The sequence below is a fragment of the Clostridium aminobutyricum genome (assembly GCF_017255415.1).
Lineage (GTDB): Bacteria > Bacillota > Clostridia > Peptostreptococcales > Anaerovoracaceae > Aminipila > Aminipila aminobutyrica.
Genome location: NZ_JAFJZZ010000003.1, coordinates 206,376 through 225,919, shown reverse-complemented (window position 1 = coordinate 225,919; position 19,544 = coordinate 206,376). Strand labels below are relative to the sequence as shown.

Here is a 19,544-nt window from a genome sequence, read left to right as displayed (position 1 = left end):
GATTTTAGAGTGTTTTCAAGCAGATAAATTTTTCTCAGAGATCATGTTCCAGTGGCTAATCACTCCTGAATATCTTCCTTTTAAAATAGGTTCTGAATTTTCTTATTTTTTTATTGTAATCCATTGCATTTAAGCCTATAATAAAATTGTAATGATTACAATTTTGTGCATTACTCAGGTTCTATTTATATCCTAGGAATTTAAGGCCGGGAGCGAGTCAAAATGAAACAATCTTATGAATTCTTATCTCATGAACTCAAAAATAAAAATATAAGGCTTTCACACTGCCGATCGAAGGTTCTGGAGTTTTTGTGTAAAAATCCCAATCATCCGACAGTTGATCAGATTTATAGTGATTTAAGTAAAGTAATCCCTACTTTATCTAAAACAACCATCTATAATACATTACATATCCTGCTAGAAGCCGGATTGGTCAGGGCAATAGCTGTAGAGGATAACGAAACCCGTTACGATATCAATACGGAACCCCATGGACATTTTAAGTGTGTCCACTGCGGCGCAATCTTCGACTTTCATATAGATCTTGATTTACTTACGACAGAAGAACTGAACGGTTTTAAAATTGTTGACAGGGACGTGTACTTCAAGGGTGTTTGCTCAAAATGCCTAGTATATAAATAGCAATATATTAAGATATTTTATAACTAATTCCTATTATTATCTTGTAAAGGAGAAAATTGTATGCATGGAGAAGGAAAATGCCCGGTAACGGGGATGACAAGAAAAGCCGCTGCAAGTGGCGGCGGCACGTCGAACAAAGACTGGTGGCCGAACCAATTAAACCTTAAGATCCTTCATCAGAACTCAAGCTTGAGTGATCCGATGAGCGCAGAGTTCAGCTATGCTGAAGAATTTAAGAAGCTCGATCTGGATGCGGTGAAAAAAGACCTGTATGCGTTGATGACAGACTCACAGGACTGGTGGCCGGCTGATTATGGTCATTATGGCCCTTTCTTCATCCGGATGGCATGGCATAGCGCCGGTACATACCGCATGGGCGACGGCCGTGGCGGTGCATCAGATGGAACGCAACGCTTTGCACCTCTGAACAGCTGGCCGGACAATGTAAATCTGGACAAGGCGCGACGGTTACTTTGGCCGATCAAGCAGAAATATGGAAGAAAGATTTCCTGGGCGGACCTCATGATTCTCGCAGGAAACTGCGCCCTGGAGTCGATGGGATTCAAGACCTTCGGATTCGCCGGCGGACGTGAGGACGTCTGGGAGCCGCAGGAAGACGTTTATTGGGGTACTGAGACCGAGTGGCTTGGTGACAAGCGTTATTCCGGCGACCGTGATCTGGAGAATCCGCTCGCTGCGGTACAGATGGGCTTGATCTACGTCAATCCGGAAGGTCCGAATGGCCAACCCAGCGCGGTTGCTTCCGGCCGTGACGTTCGGGAAACCTTTGCACGAATGGCTATGAACGATGAGGAGACTGTCGCACTCATAGCCGGAGGACACACCTTCGGCAAATGTCATGGTGCCGGCCCGGCGACTCATGTTGGGCCCGAACCTGAGGGTGCCGACATCGAGGAACAGGGACTCGGCTGGAAGAGCAGTTTCAGAAGCGGCAAAGGCGGCGATACGATCGGCAGCGGCATTGAAGGTGCTTGGAAACCGAACCCGACTAAATGGGATATGGGCTATTTAAACACCCTGTTCAAATATGACTGGGATTTGGTCAAAAGTCCTGCCGGTGCGTGGCAATGGGTTCCAACTGACCCTGCTGCGGCAGACACAGTGCAGGATGCTCACGATCCTTCCAAGCGGCATGCACCTATGATGACCACGGCGGACCTCTCTTTAAGGATGGATCCGGTTTTTGAGCCGATCGCACGTCGTTATCAGAAAAATCCCGAGGAATTCGCAGATGCTTTCGCACGCGCATGGTTTAAGCTTACCCACCGGGATATGGGCCCGCGTTCTCGCTATCTGGGTCCGGAGGTTCCCGCAGAAGAACTGATCTGGCAAGACCCTATGCCCACAATTGATTATGAACTAGTTGACGATAAGGATATCGCCGATCTCAAGAGCAAAATCTTGATTTCCGGTCTGTCTGTCTCCCAGCTTGTGTCTACGGCTTGGGCTTCTGCGTCCACATTCCGCGGCTCTGATAAGCGTGGCGGAGCGAATGGCGCGCGTATCCGTCTTGCCCCGCAGAAGGATTGGGAAGTCAACCAGCCCGCTCAATTGGATGCTGTGCTTCAAGTTCTTGAAAAGATCCAGACAGAATTCAACAGTTCACAGTCGGGCCAAAAGAAGGTTTCTCTTGCTGATCTGATCGTCTTGGGTGGCTGTGCGGGCATTGAGCAAGCCGCGAAAAATGCCGGTCACCATGTGACCGTTCCATTTACGCCGGGGCGCACGGATGCAACCCAGGAACAGACTGATGTGCACTCATTCGCAGTGCTCGAACCAGCGGCTGACGGGTTCCGTAACTACCGTAAAACAAAATACTCCGTAACCGCAGAAGAAATGTTGATCGACCGAGCGCAGCTTTTGACCTTAACTGCTCCTGAGATGACAGTTCTGATTGGTGGTATGCGTGTCTTGAATGTAAATTACGGGAAAGCGCCGCACGGCGTGTTTACCAAAAGACCTGAGACCCTTACCAATGACTTTTTCGTGAATCTGCTGGACATGGACACAGTATGGAAGGCGGTATCCGAAGACAAATACGTATTTGAAGGCCGTGATCGTGCAACGGACGAACTCAAGTGGACCGGCACCCGTGTCGATCTCATTTTCGGTTCGCACTCCCAGCTCCGAGCCATCGCGGAGGTCTATGCCTGTGACGATTCTCAGGATAAGTTTATACAGGACTTCGTGTCTGCTTGGAATAAGGTGATGAATGCAGATCGTTTCGATCTTAACGCTTAATAGATCATTACAAGATAAAAATATTTTTATGAAGGGGCTGCAATTGCAGCTCCTTATTTTGTAGAGCTACTCACGGGGAAGCCCTTACCTAAAACTCTCGTTGATGATTTGCTTTTTTCCACTTTCTAATTTTACTTCTAAATGATTTAAACGGGGCAATCGTATTGATATGAACCCATTTCCATATGGGCCATTTAGAAGGCGTCGATGAAGCCCATTTTCGCATATCCTGTTTAAATAATTCATCAGCTGAAAAAGAATTGACCCAGTTAGTAAATTCCACACTATTCTTCAAGTAGTTCTCTTTATGAAGAAAAAAGCAGTGAACATGCTCACTGCATTTAGTTGATTATTCAATTATCATAAAGTTAAACATCTTTTAATTTGTCGCGAACATGAAACATGAAATAGTAATTTTGTTATTGACTTTTTGAGAAAGGATCCGTATTATTGTAGCATGCTACATATTTTAAATGGGAGGGTTTTCATGCATCAAAATGAAGATATTGGGTTTTTAGTAAAAATTATTACTGAGTGCATTGACAAAATGGCTAATCAACATTTAAAACAGTTTGATTTGACATTATCACAAGGGCGAATTCTTCAGTATCTTCGAGAACGTATAGGGGAAAAGACCTCTCAAAAAGATATCGAAAACTATTTTGATGTAACACATCCTACTGTCATTGGAATTTTGAACCGGCTGGAGCGCAAGGGCTTTATCCGGAGCGAATTTGATTCAGCGGATAAGCGAGTTAAAAATATCTATCTGATACCGGAGAAAGAAATCTCTGTTTATTATGCAATGGGCGACTTTAAAAAGATTGTAGATCAGAAACTATCGCAAGGATTGACAGATGTTCAAATGAAGGAATTACAATCCTTATTAAAAATGATCTTAAATAATCTTCAAGATTAGAACATAAAGCTAAAGATCTCCGGTCTATTTAAGAATTATGTGGCATATGACGCAATTGTTAGGAGATTTATCAGAATGTATGAAGTAAATAATAAGATTAGTCAAACAGCTGAAAGGCAAATTTATTTAGGAAGAAAAGGACTTATCAGTTTCATTGCTTTGATGAATATGTTTATCCCTCTTTCAACGGATATGTATTTGCCCGCATTACCATATATGAACACATATTTTGGATGCAGTTCCGCCATTACCAACTTAACACTAAGCACATTTTTCATTTTTTATGCCATGGGGATTTTGTTTTGGGGACCTTTAAGTGACAAATATGGCAGAAAATCTATCCTGTTAACGGGAAGCATTATATACATGATATGCAGCGTCGCTTGTGCTCTTTCTTTTAATATCTATTTTCTTATTTTAGCCAGAATTTTTCAGGGGATAGGCGCGGGCGGCATTACGTCTGTTTCCATTGCTGTTATTAAGGATTCCTTTTCAGGGAAAAAAAGAGAGACCATATTGGCTGTTTGCCAATCTATTTCCGGGCTTGCACCTATGCTTGCGCCTGTGGTCGGCGCCTTCATGTTAAAATTTTCAGATTGGCGAGGAACCTTCTGGGCTTTGGCGGTAATCAGTGCGATAAACTTACTGTTAGCCATATTATTTCAGGAAACGCTGAAAAACGAAGATCGGTATAATGGGACTTTATTCGGTGCTCTTGGGCTTCTGGTTGTTGTAGCAAAAAATAAAAGCTTTATTTTACCGGCAGTGATATTTTCCTTAAGCGCACTCCCATTTATGGGCTATATCGCTGTTTCAGCCTATATTTATGTGGACTACTTTGATCTTAGCGCTCAAGCTTACAGCTATTACTTTGCAGCCAATGCCTTGATTTCCATCTTTGGACCCTTCATCTATCTCAAGTTTTTAAGCAATATGGATAAAAGGAGGTTCGCATCCCTGATTTTCGGACTGTCCATCTTAAGCGGAATTTTAGTAATGACAGTTGGGACCTTAACGCCGATTTTCTTTTGGCTGTCCTTCGTTCTCATGTCATTAGCTGGTACCATTATACGCCCTTTCAGCACAAACGTACTTTTTGATCAGCAAAAGAGTGATACCGGTTCAGCCTCTTCATTAATAAATACACTGTTCACAGTTCTGGGCAGCATAGGAATGTTAATAGCTTCTATGCCTTGGGGAAATATAGTAACAGGCTTAGGCATACTTATTACGATTTTTTCTGTGCTTCCACTGCTTGGCTGGATACTATTTTTAAATTCAAAGGTCCCATGCGTAGGATTAAAAGACAATCTTTAGAAAGGTCAGCTTCCGCTCCACCGGAACGATCTATGTATTATGAATTTTCCAAATATCTATCCCGTTCCCAATCGCTCACTGTTGTATCGTGGACAGAAATATCAAAATGGATCAGCTCGCTGAATATTTCAACGAAGTCTTTACCGAAATACTCAATCGCTTTTTCGCTTTTATCAAATAAAACAGCTGCGTCTTTTAGTGTCCGCGGGATGTTTGGAAGCTCATCATTAAAATAACCATTGCCTTCAATGAGCCTTGAAGCCGGCAATTTATGCTCCAACCCGTATAATCCGGATGCGATGGATGCCGCAATCAGAAAATAGGCATTTGCATCGGCGGCCCCGGTACGCTGTTCAATTCTCGTACTGTTTCCATGACCTACCAATCTTGTCGAAACAGTTCGGTTATCATAACCAATTCCTACTTTTGTAGGAGCAAAAGACATATCAGTAAGTCGTTTGTAGGAATTTACCGTAGGGGATACAAGGGCCATGAATTCACTGGTTCCGCTGAGAAGTCCAGCCGCATATTGTTCGAGGACATTTTTATCTTCGGCAAAGGCATTTCTCCCCTCTTTGGTCCAAAGGCTTTGATGCAGATGATATCCACTGCCCGATTCAGTGTCCCAAGGCTTCGCCATAAACGTGGCATAAAGTCCATTTTTGCGGGCTATTTCTTTGATGGCATTACGCCCAATAATCGTGTTATCCGCATTGGTAAGTGCATCGGAATATTCAAAAATCACTTCTATCTGACCTGGTCCATATTCCGTATGAATTGCTTCCACCGGAATATTAAAAGCCTCTAAATTTCTTTGCAGCTGGTCAATAATATCGCTGAATTGACTGGCTTTGCCAATGGAATAAGCCTGTTTGCCGCCAAAAATCGACCTCTTGTTTTCATCCAACAGATAAAATTCAATTTCTGAACCCACTTTTGCCGTATAGCCGATGTTTTCAAGCCGTGCCAAAACATTTTTTAGGATTTGACGCGGTGCTACCTGAATTCGCTCCCCCGTATCAATGTCTAGATCGGCGAGTACAAACGCCGTTCCTTTTCTCCATGGAATTTCACGCAGAGTAGAATAATCAGGCTTCAAAATCATATCTGAAGCGCCATATTCGAATCCGGCAAATTTCGATGTCGAGAAATATTCCGATTGGATATCCCAAGTCAACGGAGCACGGCACACGCCGGTACCGGAAGTCATATGTTCCAGTAAAAATCTTGCAGGCAGACGTTTGCCGATAATACTGCCATTGATGTCTGCAAATCCGATTTCAACTGAATCAATAAGATGCTCTTTTATATACGCTTTCACTTTTTCTAAATCTTGTATTGTGTAACTCATAACTTCTTTCTCATTTCTTATTCCAAGGCATATATAGTGCCATCCAGAGTTGACTTAGACAATCTCCGTAATTAACATATCTAAAAATGCCACACATACCAAAACCCTTTCCTTGTATCCATATTCAATTCAAACTAAACATATATATATTATATGTTTTTATTGGTTTGATTATATCCTTGCGCCAATTCGGAGTCAAGTATGATTCATAAAAACAATATGCCAATATTACGCCAATGTTTGGCAATAAAAAAAGGCATTGACGATTCAATGCCTTTTTTATATTCCTATTACAGAACCTCTCTGATTCGCAGCAGTTGTTTGTCTCTCCACTCTCTATCCCAACAGATTTTGGGAATTGTAGTTTTTAAATCGTCAATGTACCTGTAGAAACCGGAAATCACATCGAGATTTAAGCAGTATAACCGTTTCTTATACTTTTTTACGTTCCATGCCGCAACAAAGCCGTCCTCTTGCACCAGTATACTCAGATTATTTGGTATGGTATTTAGATAGCTAAAAGATGTAAAAACCATCCTGTTGCTTTTGTATGCCGATGACTGCATGATCGAATCGATGATTTTTCGCTGATGTTCTTTTGACAGAATGATTTTAGCCTCGCAAATTTCTGACAAATTACTGTCCTCCACATACGCTGCTGACACAAAATTCTCCAAAAAGTCAAGATTACATACATAGAAATACGGATGAATCATTTGCAGGCGTCGTATTTTTTGGGCAGCAGAAATATATTGCTCTATCTTGAACTCCGATATGCCATTCGTTTCAAGAATTTCTCGAAGCAAATTCACATCAATTATTTGCAACGTGAACGAAGGATTCATGATATAGATATTCCGGTTTGGTTTTAAACTTTTTCGTGTAATTTCTAAAAAAGTTAAAAGATCTTTCGCGGCAACTGTCTCAATTAGCCGTTTGGATTTTTTCAAAATAAGGGATGCGGTGTTTGCAAAAAAATCAATCGTTTCTTTGTTTGTATAAAGCATGCTGTGCGGTTTCTCGCCGGAATTGGAATTTGAAATACACTGTAAAACAATCTCCTTTTCCACGACAAAATTCGTATAATAGTAAGCATCATGCATAGGCGGATGACTCCATACCTCGACTCCATCCGAAAGGTAGAGCTCCATCCATCGAAAAATAGCACGGTAGGGTCGGTAAATATCCGTGTCACAGTCAACAATGACGATCTTATGTCCATACCGTAAAATCGTCCGGAAATACCGCATGCAAGAGTTAATTCGTACCTGCTTTTCAGTAAGCTCATCACCTCTGGTCCAATTAATCCCGGAATGATCTATCAGATAAATTGTTTGCGGCGGCGGCAAGCGCAGCACATAATCCATATAATAGGCTATCGCCTCATCAATGCCTTCTTCATGAAGAAAAATGTTTATGTTGGTGTTGTATCCGTTTTTAGGCGTAAAAACCGGAAGTTGCGCATTTTGCGTACTCGGCGGTTCTAATTTTTCTTCGGTAAGCCAAAAGCTCAACACTTCAATTTGCTGCTCCAAACTTTCCGGATGTATGTCTTCTTTTAATGTCTTCAAAATGTTTAAGATTACTTGAGAATTTTGCTCTTTTTCTTTGTGCAAAAGGAATTCCGATAATTGTCTGGCTTGCCCGTTTTTATATGGAATTTTTCGTTGATTTGTTCGCCACTTACTGATAGTCGTCGGATCAATTTGCATATAAGAAGCCGCTTCTGTTCCAGAAATTTTTAGCGCTCTCATAATATAATCTAATTTCGATGCACTTGACATACAACTACCTCCTATCCTTCAGCACGGCAAACCATGCAGACTATTCAATTAAATTTACACTACCATATTCTCCTAAGTAAGGCAACCGGAATTGAGCCAGAGATAATGCTATAGCCATTCCAATCGTAGGAAATTGCATAATTTCTCCTATATATTGAACCGTATGGGATTGACTCATGCCATTGTCAATATATAATAAAGGAATATCTATAGGAAATCTATCAAAAACTAGTTATAAGAATTTATTTATCTTAAAAGGAACAATAAACTTATAAAGTTTAAGGAGGATATTAATCATGTTATTTGATATTTTAAAATCCAGAAGAAGCATTAGAAAGTTTCAAAATAAGGAAGTAGAAAAGGAGAAAATAGATGTCATTCTGAAAAGTGCTTTGCTATCTCCATCATCACGGTCGATAAGACCTTGGCAGTTTATTGCCGTCACCGATGCGGAACTGCTTCAGCAACTTTCTTTATGCCGAGAACCTGGCCCGCAGTTTTTAGCCGATGCACCTTTAGCAATTGTAGTAATAGCGGACAAGAATGCAAGTGATGTATGGATTGAAGATACTTCCGTAGCAGCAACTATTATTCAATTGACTGTACAGGATTTAGGTCTGGGTTCCTGTTGGATTCAAGTAAGAGAACGATTCCATACGGAACAAGAGAAAGCGGAAGAATATATTAGAAAGGTGCTGGAAATACCGGAGCAATATAGTGTGGAATGTATGATTGCCATGGGTTATCCTGCGGAGGAAAAAAAGCCTTATGAAGAAAATCAGCTGCTATATCAAAAGCTCCATTTCAATAAATTTTAAATTCCGTATCAGATATACCCTCTCTCTTTCTGTTTTTAAGTATAAAAAAGAGGCTAAATATAGGTCGCTTATGTTGGCCTAAAACTTAGCCTCCTGTACTGTCATCTTATTCATCCCTTACGATTTATTATAGTCCGAGAATTGATCTGCTAATTGAAATTGTTCCAGTAACAGCGAAAATTGTTTTACCATCTCCATGGCAGGATATGGCATTGAATGGGTAATCCACCATTCCAATAGGCCAACCGCAGCCGAGGCAAGAAATTGTATCAAAATTTCCTTGTTTAGCCCATTATGGATGTCCTTAACGACAATTTGACTGTCTAGGCTCTCCACTGCCATGGTAAGCAAACGATTCCGAAAGGCGGGAACGCCTTTATTGGTCAGCATCGTGCTGTAGAAGAGAGAATGCTGCTCCAAATATTCAAACGTACGGAGCAGCGAAGATTCTGAAGTAAAATCAGTGGAATTGATGTCAGGTAAACAGCTTATGAATAATTGATTTAAATGTGTTTCGATACACTGATCCAGCAGATCATACTTATCCACATAATGTAAATAGACGGTTCCTCTATTTACATTAGCCCGATCTGCAATTTCATTTATTGTAATTTGATCAAAGTTTTTTTCGGTCATTAGTGAGACAAAAGCATCGATAATCGCTTCCTTTGATTTTTTAATTCGCCTGTCCATGGTTTTCTCCTTAAAATATATAAAATTCGGACTGTATTTAATGAACAAAACGCTTCATTCTGTTAATTAATCAACAAAATCCACTGTTTTACCCATTGAATTGAACAATTTGCTTTGCTAGGATAATTATATAGAACATTTGTTCAAAAATCAACTCATGTTAAAAATAGTCCGAATAAAGGAGAAAATCCAATGAAAATATTAATGTTTGGTCGCGGTGTCATTGCAACAACCTATGCTTGGGCATTGGAGAAATCAGGGAACCAGGTGGAGTTCTATGTACGTCCGGGGAAGTCTGCCCAGTATGGTCCTTTTGTAAATTTGGAAATACTTGATGGCAGAATGCGTTCCAAGGGAGCTTTGATAAAAGCAAAATGGCCGATCACAATGAGAGAAGAGTTGAGTGCAGACCATGATTATGACTTGATTATTGTAAGTGTAAACCATAATCAGTTTAGTGAAGCCGCCACTTTTTTAAGCTCCCGCATTGGCAAGGCCACGGTATTGATATTCAATAACATGTGGGATGAGCCACAGAAAGTCGTTTCTTCATTGCCACAGGAACAGCTGGTATGGGGCTTCCCAGGGGGAGGCGGAGGATTCGATGCTAATACGTTGAAAAGTGGGTTCATGAAAACAATCTATATGGGAAGTGTAGGAGACTCAAACCACACTGCGAGGTATCAGTCGGTGCGTGAACTTTTCCACAAAGCCGGTTTTTCAGTATCTGAGCCGAAAGACTTTCGCAGCTGGCTGTGGTTCCATTTTGTTTTAAATGCAGGGCTCGCAGCTCAAACGTTGAAAGTAGGTGGATACATTAATCTCTTGAATTCCTCTGCTCATATTAAAGAGTCCATTCTGCTGATGCGCGAGATGCTTCCCTTGTTAAAAGCAAAAGGGGATAAACCAAGCCGGAGTGTAGTTTTTCTGTTAAATCTTCCGGCAGGGCTGACGGGATTTGTTATGCAAAAATTTCTTGGTGGTGATAATCTGCCAAATGCCTTTATGAAATTGCTCGAAAGCACTGGGCATTCAAGTTATGAGTTAACGAGCCTTTATCCAAGAGATGTGCTGACGGATGCGCGAAGACTTGGGGTTCGGCTTCCACGACTTGCAGCCTTGGAATCCGTATTTAAATAAAGCAATTCCACCGATACTTGCGTAAAGTATTATGATGATATTGTGAAAAGTATAATATAAGCGATTTTATTGACTTGTATGCTCCTACTTTTTTCCGTCTCAAAAGGCGGCCCTGATTGGGCCGCCTTCCTAGCTTTCAATTTCAAAATGATCCGCAAAATGGCTTCATGGACCGTTGGTGCTAATGCCTCTAGGATCTCCTGATCTTCGCTGCGATACCCGCCTTGTCCGACATATCAATGCCATATACTTCACTTCCGCCAAACCATGCGAGTAACCCTTTAAACATATCCCCTTTGGAAAGTGTGATGTCATAGCTGAAAACTAAACTCCCCTCCGGTGATCTATGGGATTCAACGGATTTTTTCATACTATCAAAATTCAGAGGTATTTCAAGCATAACGTCAAATATCTTTTTTACCCCTATTCCACCAGAAGAGGTATTCGCTTTTTCTCCACTGCTTATAGAAAGACTTGAAAAAATTCTATCTGCGATAGTCCTTCCATAAGCCGTTGTTTCTAACCCTAATTTTGCTAATTCATCCGACATAAGTATACACTCTTTAAGTGTCATGTTCTCCGAATACTGATTTCGTACAGCTGAACGCATTTCACTTTCGGACATTCCGGTATAACCTTTTGCCTCTACAAGGACACTTGGATCATAATTACCACCAGCGTAAGTTACGCCAAGCTTGTGAAGCACAGAATCAAAATCATTATGAATGGACTGCAGCGACAAAACTAGTTTCATCAGCAGATGCAATAGAAATATTTCTCTGACTTAACAAAATAGATTCTTTAGCTTCTCCCTACGCAATAATACTGAAATCCTTTTTGTACCATGATCTCCTTTGAGTAAATATTTCGAAAGTCAAAAAAGTAATTGCCACGCATATTTTTTTTAATGTGATCTAAATTTAAGCTTCGGAATTGATTCCATTCGGTCATCAATATTATGGCATCCATATCCAGGGATGCATCATATTCATCATCACAATATTTGATTATTGGTATTTGTCCCGCATGAAATAATTTTTTAGCATTTTGCATTGCTTTTGGATCGTAGACCCTGAACTGGGTGCCTTGTAATGCCAGCTCATTTAATATATCAAGGGAGGGTGCTTCCCTCATATCATCCGTATTATTTTTAAACGCCAACCCTAATACACCAATTCGTTTGCCGTTTAAAGAACCCATTGCTTGAGCTATAATCTCAACCATCCTATGTTTTTGTTTTTCGTTTGCTTCTATGGTAGCCTTTATGATACCAAGATTACATTGCTGCTGATTGCCAATATGTAGTAAAGCCTTTGTATCTTTTGGGAAGCAGCTTCCTCCATAGCCCGGCCCCGCATGCAGGAACTTAGACCCGATCCTGCCGTCCATCCCCATTCCCGTTGCAACCTGTTGTATATTTGCACCGGTTTTTTCACATAACTCTGTTAGCTCATTGATAAACGATATTTTTGTAGCAAGAAATGCATTTGATGCATACTTCACCATCTCTGCCGTCTCAATATTTACAATTAAAAAAGGAGTCTCATTGATAAATAAAACTCGATAAACTTCCTTCATTGCATCAATTGCTTCCTGAGATTCAGCTCCGATTACTACCCGGTCCGCATGAGTGAAATCATATATGGCCGAGCCTTGCCTTAGAAACTCAGGATTAGAAACCATGTCATAATCAAGGTTTAACTCCCTAGCCTCCAATTCTTCCCGTATAATCTTTTTAACTAATTGGCCCGTTCCAACAGGAACAGTTGACTTATCTACTATAATTTTTTTACTGTTCATGAAATGACCAATTTGGTGAGCCACTTCGAAAACATTTGTTAAGTTAGCACTTCCATCATTATTTTGAGGTGTACCTACCGCAATAAAAATGATGTCGGCATCCATGACGGACTGCTTTATGTCAGTAGTAAAGCTAATTCGTTTATTATATAAATTCTTTAATAATAAATCATCAAGACCCGGTTCGTATATAGGAGCTATGCCTTGATTCAGCTTATGAATGATCTCTTCGTTTTGGTCCACACAAGTCACCTGCCAACCGAAATCAGATAGGCATACGCCGGTAACCAGGCCTACATATCCACTACCTATAATTGAAATTTTCATCATATCCCATACCTCAAGCACCAATGGTGTTCATTTCTTTTTTATCAAGAATATCTTGATAAATATCAATAAGACCGTCAAATATTTTCTCCCAGGATCTGTTTATCGCGAATTCTCTGCCATTTGCCTTCAAATAATCTCTAAAATCCATATTCCCCGCAAGCTCATCCATACATCTTGTAAGTTCATCAAAATTTCTTTCTGAAAACTTAAGCCCCGTCACTCCCTGCTGAATAATTTCTCCAACACCTCCGGCGTCTGCTCCAATCACTGGTAGTCCTGAAGCCATGGCTTCTAAGACAACATTGCCAAACGTTTCTGTCGAAGAAGGACAGACAAAGATATCGCAGGAGGCATATATTTCCGAGAGATCTTTTCCTTTCCGAAAACCGGTGAAAATCGTATCATTAGGAAAAATTTGTTTACATTTTTCTAAATAAGGGCCCTCCCCTGTTATAATCATAGCGACACGATCCTTATATTTTTGACGAATCTCTTGATAGCTCTTACTCAAGATATCCAAATCCTTTTCATAGGACACTCTGCCTACATAAAGAAAGGTAATCTTATCAGAAATCCCAAGTTGCTCTCGCAGCTGGTTACTGCGATACATAGGATGAAAGCTTTTAAAATCGATGCCTCTGGAAAATATTTTCGTGTTGTAGATACCCTGACTTTTTAAAAGCTTCTGTGCCGCCATGGAAGGACAAAGAGTAATATCGTTTTGCGTATGAAACCACTTCATGTAATTCCATATAGGCTGCTTTAAGAAATGAACTCCATAGTAATCCGAATACTGCGAAAAATTCGTTGTATAGTTTGATATTGTGGGGATGCCATGCCTCTTACCATAATTCATCCCTGCCATTCCCATATTAAATTCTGTCATGATATGGATGATATCCGGTTGGAAATTTGATAGTATGGAAGAAATTTTAAACACATTTGGAAAGGTTACCCTATTCTCAGTGTATAAAAAGAACTTAATGCTATAGAAACGTTCAATATTGTGATCCTGCAATTCCATATCGTATTTTGGTACAAATATTTTATACTCGATCCCTGTTGCCTCATAATATTGAATTAATTTGTTTAGCGTATTCGTAACACCATTGATTTGTGGTAGAAAGGTATCTGTGAATAATGCAACTTTCATATACTCCCTCCTTCCGCTGTCAACAAAGGGTAAAAGTCCGGCTCCGCTTCTTTCGTAAGGTCGGGAGAATATTTTAAATAATAGATGATGGATTCACAAGTCCATGCAGCGGTTAGAAAAGCATAATCGATATCTCTTTTTATACTTTTTGGCTCTGAAAAATAAGCTTTCCGCATTTCTAATATGATAGAACTGATATCCTTTCTTGGCTCCATCTTACCCGCCGAGATCTGATATTTCTGCTTGCATTGAATTTGAAACAGTTTAAAGTGGAGTCTGAGCTCATATAAAAAATGGTTCAGCTTTTTATTATAATGCTTTTCATCTAAATGATAATAACAAAAGAAATCACATACATAGTGGCATATTTCTCCCAAAGAAACGGAGAAATCTACTACAGATACTTCTTCATCCATAAGCTGATTGAAATATTTGTACACATCAAAAATGCAATTCTCTAAGGTATGGTGTTTACGTTGTGATGAGGGCAAATCAGGCTTTATATTGCCAAACGCAAATGCTCGTTTGTCTAGCACCATCTCATCCGCAAAGTGCTGGTATAAAACTTTAGATATGGCAAGATGGGTAAAAAAGTACATATACCTACCTCCTTCGATATAAAAATGATAGTTCTTACTATGATTCTATTACAAACAAGGCAAAACCGTTTTAATTGTGTGTTAATTATTGCTTATATCTTTGTAAAATAAAAATATTTTTAGACAAAAAAAAGAAGCGAAAAATGACATTCTTCGCCTCGATTTTTACTCAATTTTTAAGATGATATTATAAGATTTCTACATATCCGTCCGTTCCATTCACCCGGATTCGCTGTCCGTCATGAATCAGCTTGGTAGCATTATCCACTCCCACAACTGCCGGTAAGCCATATTCACGTGCAATAACTGCTCCATGAGTCATTAGCCCTCCAACTTCGGTAACTAGACCTTTTATGGAGACAAATAGCGGTGTCCAGCTAGGATCCGTAAAAGAGGTGATTAATATATCTCCGTCATCTAAATCTGCATTCTCCATGTTTAAGATGACACGCGCCCGGCCCTCTATCACTCCTGTAGAAACAGGTAGACCTACCATAGCACCCGTTGGAAGATTTTCTTGTTTGTACTTACCTACTATGATTTCACCATCAGAGGTGATAACACGTGGCGGCGTTAGTTTTTTATATGATTTGTACTCGTCTCTTCGTTCGTTGATAATCTGGTATTCCAGTTTATTTGTGCGAACGACCTCGTGAAATTCTTCAAAAGTGAGATAGTAACTATCTTCTTTTTCATGAAGTACGCCTGCTTGTACAAGCTTTTCGGCTTCTTTCATTAAGGCCTGCTTATAAACAAAATAGCGATTAATCATCCCGTATTTTGGATATTCGCGATAGCCTATGAAAGTTCGGATTATGTCGATCATTCTTTTTGTCTCTTTGGCTTTTTCTTCACCATCCGGTAATTGCTTTAATCGCTCCAATAACGCTTGTTCTTTTTTCAAAGCTTCCTGCAGCCCTTGCTCAAATTTGCGTTTGCTTGCATTTATCTCAAAGTTTTTGATATTACTGAGAATCATGGGAATAAGTATAGCTGGTTTTTCGCTCCAACGGGTTTTCGTAATGTCGATTTCTCCGACACATCGCATTCCGTATTTATTAAGGTAAGCATAGATAGCATCTTTGGCTTCCTTTCCACCTTCAAACTGAACCAGTTCATCCAAAAATCGGTCTGCTTTACCATGTTGTAAATAATCAATGACTTCCGGATAAGGACGAATCACATCTGCCACATCCAATAGTGCCAGCCCCATTTCTGATGTTATATTATTGGGTACCGATTGAGAAAGCGTATCTGCTGCGTTTTTTTCACCTAGCCACTTGTTCATATTTTCATTGATCCATGTTGAAGCATTGATAGCAGCCATATACACAGCTGAACCTTGTGGATCAGATCGAATGTTCTTTAACTCTTTAATATCCTCCAGAATAAAATCAAATAAATCCGAAGCCGATTTTGTTTGGATGTTTTGTTTTAAGACCTCTATCGATGTTTGACATTTCTGAATCAAATCAGAAACAAGGGTAGGATCATTTTCGATTTGTACTGGAGCTCCCCAATCCGGCAACCTTTTATTGGTATCCTGTTCCTCTTTATCATTTGGCAGTAATTTTATGAAATCTCGAGTTATGAGGGTTATCAGTGCGTCCTTGGTAAGTGGATCGCCATGTCCGAAGATATTTAATAACATTTCCCTGCTGTCAAGAGAGGCTAGCATAGGTGTAACATCAGCAAACAGCCTTCCACCCGCTTTAAACATGGGGCCATCCGCTGCAAGCAGGAAAAAAGACAAACCCAATGGTTTCATGGGATCGGTCATCATTTGGTTATGACCGACAGATAGGTAAACATGATTTTCTTCATCATTTACTTCGGGGCTGGGGTATAAAGTCGTGATTGGCCGACTCTGGACAATATAAAATCCCTCTTCATCAAGACACCATTCAATGTCCTGAGGGCAGCCGAAATGTTCTTCGATCTTTCTGCCTAAACGCTCAAGCTGCAAAATCTGCTCATCCGTCAGCGCTTGCTTATTCTGCATCTCAGGTTGAAGCTCCTGTTCTTTCGTACCGCCATCTTGTAAGGCATAAATAGCCAGCTTCTTGGCGGATATCTTCTTATCGATAATCTTGCCGTTACGCACTTTATAGATATCTGCATTCACCAAGCCGGAGACCAAGGCTTCCCCTAGTCCGAATCCAGCATCAATGGATAACACCTTCCTATTAGAAGTGACAGGATCGGCAGTAAACAAAATCCCTGACGCCTGCGGGAAAACCATCTTCTGAACAACCACAGACAAATGAACTTTACGGTGATCAAAGTCGTGTTGAATGCGGTAAATCACTGCCCTCTCGGTAAACAGTGATGCCCAACATTTGCTGATATGCTTTACGATCGCCTCTTTTCCGCTAATATTTAAATACGTATCCTGCTGACCTGCAAAGGATGCCATCGGTAAATCTTCTGCCGTCGCGCTGGATCGCACTGCATAAGCATTTTTTTCTCCAATCCGGTCGAGAAAACGAGTAATCTCTTCACTAATATCTGGAGGGATGGTTATCTCTTCAATGATCCTGCGGATCTCACCGCTAAGTTCAGCGATTTTATCCCGGTCTTCCACCTTTAAAAGCGATAGCTGATCCAGTAATCCGTTAATCGACGCCGTTTCCCCCATGACTCTTTTAAAGGCTTCCGTAGAAATACAAAAGCCATCCGGTACGCATATTCCTTCCATCTTGGAAAGTTCCCCCAAATTTGCGCCTTTACCCCCTGCAATCATAAGTTTTGTTTTGTCAATCTCCTGAAAACCAAGCACATATAGACTCATACAGCCCCCTCCTTTAACGATTCCATACTAATAATTATGATGACAACCTACTCATCAATCCTAATCATCTCCAACAAACCGCATTAACATACATTGCATTATAGCAGCAGCAGATCGGAACAAATAGTCTACAATTTCAAATTTTTATATGATATAATTAAGGTGGAAAGATTCCTATTAGTCTATATTCTTTCAATTTCTATGGAAACGCTAGAAAAGGAAACCAGCCTAAGAATTCATCTCAGAAAAGTTTCCTTTTGTTTTATAAGATAAAAATAATGTTTACTATTCTGAAACGCTGTTATTATCTGTCGGAGCTGAGTTAGAATCGGTTCTGCCATGACCTCCAAATTTGTCGTGGTCAAAGCCGCCGAATCCGTTATGACCCTCGGCATTAGCAAAGAAATCACTTTGTTCCTGTGTAATGGTGCCTGCCGCTACAAGAGAGGCCAGTTTGCTTTCAAAGATCGCCTTTACAGAGTCCTGAAGAGCTGTTCTTTGATCTGTTGTCAGTGTATTATTCTGACCGCTTTCCATCGCTTCTTTTATGGCTGTTCTTTGATCCTCTGTGAGCTCTGTTCCGTTATTTGCCTTTTCTTTCGTTGTAAACTTGTCAGCCTGATCCTGCGTAATTGTTCCTGCACTTACTAGCGCTGCAAGCGCTTCATTCCTCTCTGTCTGTCTTTCTTCTTCAAGGGCTTGTCGCTGGTCATCTGTCAGACCGGTAAATATTCCGCCGCTCGAAGTTTTCGAAGTCTTTCCTACGCTGTATGGTACGTTATCAGCTTCTTCCTGTGTAATAGTTCCTGCATTCACTAGCTGAGCGAATGCCTCCGTCACACTTTCTGAACGAGCCTGTTCAATAGCACTCTTTTGTTCATCTGTGAGACTAACTTTAGCCACCTTTGTTGATGTAGCGGCCTGTGCCTGAGTCTGAGTGCTTGCTGCGAATGCCATCACTGATGATGAAAACACTAGGGTTAAAGCGGCGACAACGGCCAATGCTTTTCTTTTTGTTGAAATTTTACTGTTCATTTTTTCCCCTTTCTCCATTTCAATATTTCCCCTTAATAGGCTATCATTGGTTTATGGCTACATCATACGCTTCCAATATGTAGGCGGTTTGTAAATTATGTGAAGACTTCGTGTTAGGTTTCTTCCGGTTATTTGAAAACAAAAAAATCGGATTTTCTATCGGGGGGCGTACTCCCAATAAAAATAGTCAATCAATTGCATCCGCAAAAGGATTGACTATTTTATTTAACCATATTATTAGCTAGCTAATTTTTAAAGTTTACTTATGCCAATTCAATTATTGGCTAAAGTTTTTTGCCTCCAATTACTCTTACTAAAATTGCAATTATTGCAATTACTAAAAGTATATGTATAAATCCTCCCAAAGTATATGAAGTAACTATACCAAGAAACCATAAGATTATTAGTACTACTGCAATTGTCCATATCATAAGTCATTCCTTCTTTCTCAATTTATCCGGTGTTGGTTTTAACTGTTTCGTATATATCATCAACCACCCCTGGTGTATTTTTATTTCATTTGCTTATTTAATTGTTTTGAAACATGATCAGAAATTTTTTCAATTTCATCTGTGATTTCATGAAAACCATCAGCCATGTCATTTCTAACGCCTTTTGTGCTTTTAGATACATTTTCAATAACATTCGTTACTTCTTTTTCTGCTTTATCTGCAGAATCCGCTACTGTGTCTACCGTATTGTTAATTGTTTTCTTAATTGTTTTTACAGTGTCTTTTCTCTTTTCATCTAGTGATTTATTTTGAGAAAACATAGTTAAAATACCCCCTGCTACCATCCCTACTGCCGCCGCTATACATATAGTTAGCTTTTTTGATTTAGTTTCTGCTTTGTTTGACTTACCATTATTTAGCAAATCTAATGATTCTTTTGTTTTCATTATAAAATCCTC

17 protein-coding genes and 1 pseudogene are annotated in these 19,544 nt (G+C 40.1%); 6 read left to right on the top strand and 12 right to left on the bottom strand.

All coding sequences use genetic code 11. The annotated features are described in order from the left end of the window. The first annotated feature begins 222 nt into the window (after positions 1–222). Complete coding sequence (locus JYB65_RS09490) at positions 223–642, top strand: Fur family transcriptional regulator (RefSeq protein ID WP_206582424.1); 420 nt, start codon at positions 223–225, stop codon at positions 640–642. 60 nt (positions 643–702) lie between these two features. Beyond that, a complete protein-coding gene (gene katG, locus JYB65_RS09485; protein WP_206582423.1) occupies positions 703–2,904 on the top strand; it encodes a catalase/peroxidase HPI in 2,202 nt (733 codons plus the stop codon). A gap of 88 nt (positions 2,905–2,992) precedes the next feature. On the opposite strand, the pseudogene JYB65_RS09480 reads toward katG, so the two are convergent. Next, positions 2,993–3,193, bottom strand: a pseudogene (locus tag JYB65_RS09480) (ClbS/DfsB family four-helix bundle protein); the annotation flags it as partial. 198 nt (positions 3,194–3,391) lie between these two features. On the opposite strand from JYB65_RS09480, the gene JYB65_RS09475 reads away from it, so the two are divergent. Both JYB65_RS09475 and JYB65_RS09470 read left to right on the top strand, forming a co-directional pair. After that, positions 3,392–3,823 (top strand): MarR family winged helix-turn-helix transcriptional regulator, encoded by a 432-nt coding sequence (locus tag JYB65_RS09475; protein WP_206582422.1) that lies wholly within the window; start codon positions 3,392–3,394, stop codon positions 3,821–3,823. A gap of 75 nt (positions 3,824–3,898) precedes the next feature. Next, the gene (locus tag JYB65_RS09470; RefSeq protein WP_206582421.1) at positions 3,899–5,140 is read left to right on the top strand and encodes a Bcr/CflA family efflux MFS transporter; all 1,242 of its coding nucleotides are present in this window, start codon (positions 3,899–3,901) and stop codon (positions 5,138–5,140) included. Positions 5,141–5,177: 37 nt separating this feature from the next. On the opposite strand, the gene JYB65_RS09465 is transcribed toward JYB65_RS09470, so the two are convergent. Both JYB65_RS09465 and JYB65_RS09460 read right to left on the bottom strand, forming a co-directional pair. Beyond that, positions 5,178–6,491 carry a glutamine synthetase family protein gene (locus JYB65_RS09465; RefSeq protein WP_206582420.1) on the bottom strand — a complete coding sequence of 438 codons (1,314 nt, stop codon included), beginning with the start codon at positions 6,489–6,491 and terminating at the stop codon, positions 5,178–5,180. Between the two features lie 290 nt (positions 6,492–6,781). Then, on the bottom strand, positions 6,782–8,275 hold the full coding sequence (locus JYB65_RS09460; RefSeq protein WP_206582419.1) for a hypothetical protein: 1,494 nt from the start codon (positions 8,273–8,275) through the stop codon (positions 6,782–6,784). Positions 8,276–8,571: 296 nt separating this feature from the next. On the opposite strand from JYB65_RS09460, the gene JYB65_RS09455 reads away from it, so the two are divergent. Then, a complete protein-coding gene (locus JYB65_RS09455; RefSeq protein WP_206582418.1) occupies positions 8,572–9,093 on the top strand; it encodes a nitroreductase family protein in 522 nt (173 codons plus the stop codon). 117 nt (positions 9,094–9,210) lie between these two features. On the opposite strand, the gene JYB65_RS09450 is transcribed toward JYB65_RS09455, so the two are convergent. Continuing rightward, positions 9,211–9,786, bottom strand: a complete 576-nt coding sequence (locus JYB65_RS09450; protein ID WP_206582417.1) for a TetR/AcrR family transcriptional regulator — start codon at positions 9,784–9,786, stop codon at positions 9,211–9,213. A 192-nt stretch (positions 9,787–9,978) separates the two neighbouring features. On the opposite strand from JYB65_RS09450, the gene JYB65_RS09445 reads away from it, so the two are divergent. Then, entirely contained in the window at positions 9,979–10,926 is a 948-nt protein-coding gene (locus tag JYB65_RS09445; protein WP_206582416.1) for a ketopantoate reductase family protein, read from the top strand. Between the two features lie 190 nt (positions 10,927–11,116). On the opposite strand, the gene JYB65_RS09440 is transcribed toward JYB65_RS09445, so the two are convergent. From JYB65_RS09440 to JYB65_RS09405, 8 genes are all read right to left on the bottom strand, one after another. Further along, positions 11,117–11,680, bottom strand: a complete 564-nt coding sequence (locus JYB65_RS09440) for a hypothetical protein (RefSeq protein WP_206582415.1) — start codon at positions 11,678–11,680, stop codon at positions 11,117–11,119. A gap of 47 nt (positions 11,681–11,727) precedes the next feature. After that, positions 11,728–13,056, bottom strand: a complete 1,329-nt coding sequence (locus tag JYB65_RS09435) for a UDP-glucose dehydrogenase family protein (protein WP_206582414.1) — start codon at positions 13,054–13,056, stop codon at positions 11,728–11,730. Positions 13,057–13,066: 10 nt separating this feature from the next. Beyond that, positions 13,067–14,209 carry a glycosyltransferase family 4 protein gene (locus JYB65_RS09430; protein WP_206582413.1) on the bottom strand — a complete coding sequence of 381 codons (1,143 nt, stop codon included), beginning with the start codon at positions 14,207–14,209 and terminating at the stop codon, positions 13,067–13,069. After that, entirely contained in the window at positions 14,206–14,808 is a 603-nt protein-coding gene (locus tag JYB65_RS09425) for a zinc dependent phospholipase C family protein (protein WP_206582412.1), read from the bottom strand. Before JYB65_RS09425 ends, JYB65_RS09430 begins: the two co-directional genes overlap by 4 nt. A gap of 187 nt (positions 14,809–14,995) precedes the next feature. Beyond that, the gene (gene ppsA, locus JYB65_RS09420) at positions 14,996–17,599 is read right to left on the bottom strand and encodes a phosphoenolpyruvate synthase (RefSeq protein WP_206582411.1); all 2,604 of its coding nucleotides are present in this window, start codon (positions 17,597–17,599) and stop codon (positions 14,996–14,998) included. A 285-nt stretch (positions 17,600–17,884) separates the two neighbouring features. Then, complete coding sequence (locus JYB65_RS09415; RefSeq protein ID WP_206582410.1) at positions 17,885–18,652, bottom strand: hypothetical protein; 768 nt, start codon at positions 18,650–18,652, stop codon at positions 17,885–17,887. Positions 18,653–18,918: 266 nt separating this feature from the next. Next, on the bottom strand, positions 18,919–19,065 hold the full coding sequence (locus JYB65_RS09410) for a lmo0937 family membrane protein (protein ID WP_206582409.1): 147 nt from the start codon (positions 19,063–19,065) through the stop codon (positions 18,919–18,921). 80 nt (positions 19,066–19,145) lie between these two features. Beyond that, positions 19,146–19,532 (bottom strand): hypothetical protein, encoded by a 387-nt coding sequence (locus JYB65_RS09405; protein WP_206582408.1) that lies wholly within the window; start codon positions 19,530–19,532, stop codon positions 19,146–19,148. Positions 19,533–19,544: the final 12 nt, after the last annotated feature.